Here is a 524-nt window from a genome sequence, read left to right as displayed (position 1 = left end):
ACTATGAGTTCAATTGTGGAACCAGTCAAAGACGAATTCTCAAGACCTGACGAAAAGCCCGTTATGAAGCGGTTTACAAGACTTGGCGTGAAAAGTGACCTTGGTTACAGCTACTTGCAAGAATTCAATCCAGCTAATAAATATAATGAAACGCGGTGGGCATAATGAAAAATACGTTGATAAACGGCAGCCTAAGCCTTCTAAATAATATTTTTGATACTGAAGAACCATTAACGGTCAAAGAACTTAAAATAATTACACTGATTGCCCTGGTTGTTGGTGCTGCAATATTCAAATTGTTGCAAGTTTATATAAGCGTTACAAATTCACTTATACATTAATGGAAGCACCCTTTATCGGGTGCTTTTTTGTGATAAAAACTCATCGATCGATGTCCCAACCTGAATCAATGTGGGAGTTACCTTTGTCCCTAGCGCCTGGTGCCGTGTCCATTCATTAACGGTCATATTAGCTTGTTTTGCTAATACTGAAATTTTTTTAAATTGTTCCTTGGTCACTCGGAA

At 38.0% G+C, this 524-nt stretch carries 2 protein-coding genes; one reads left to right on the top strand and one right to left on the bottom strand.

Translation table 11 applies throughout. From position 1 onward, the window contains the following. Positions 1-164: 164 nt before the first annotated feature. Positions 165-341 (top strand): hypothetical protein, encoded by a 177-nt coding sequence (locus FC90_RS09495; RefSeq protein ID WP_162258685.1) that lies wholly within the window; start codon positions 165-167, stop codon positions 339-341. 12 nt (positions 342-353) lie between these two features. Here FC90_RS09495 and FC90_RS09640 read toward each other — a convergent pair whose 3' ends face one another. Continuing rightward, positions 354-518, bottom strand: coding sequence for a hypothetical protein (locus tag FC90_RS09640; RefSeq protein ID WP_420843271.1), 165 nt, complete (start codon positions 516-518; stop codon positions 354-356). Positions 519-524 lie beyond the last annotated feature (6 nt).

The sequence above is a fragment of the Latilactobacillus graminis DSM 20719 genome, assembly GCF_001436415.1.
Taxonomy (GTDB): Bacteria; Bacillota; Bacilli; order Lactobacillales; family Lactobacillaceae; genus Latilactobacillus; species Latilactobacillus graminis.
This window is presented reverse-complemented; position numbering and strand designations above follow the sequence as displayed.

Bases quoted from the DNA above. Each gene is read 5' to 3' on its own strand.
- FC90_RS09495 (WP_162258685.1), top strand. From the start codon at position 165: ATGAAAAATACGTTGATAAACGGCAGCCTAAGCCTTCTAAATAATATT.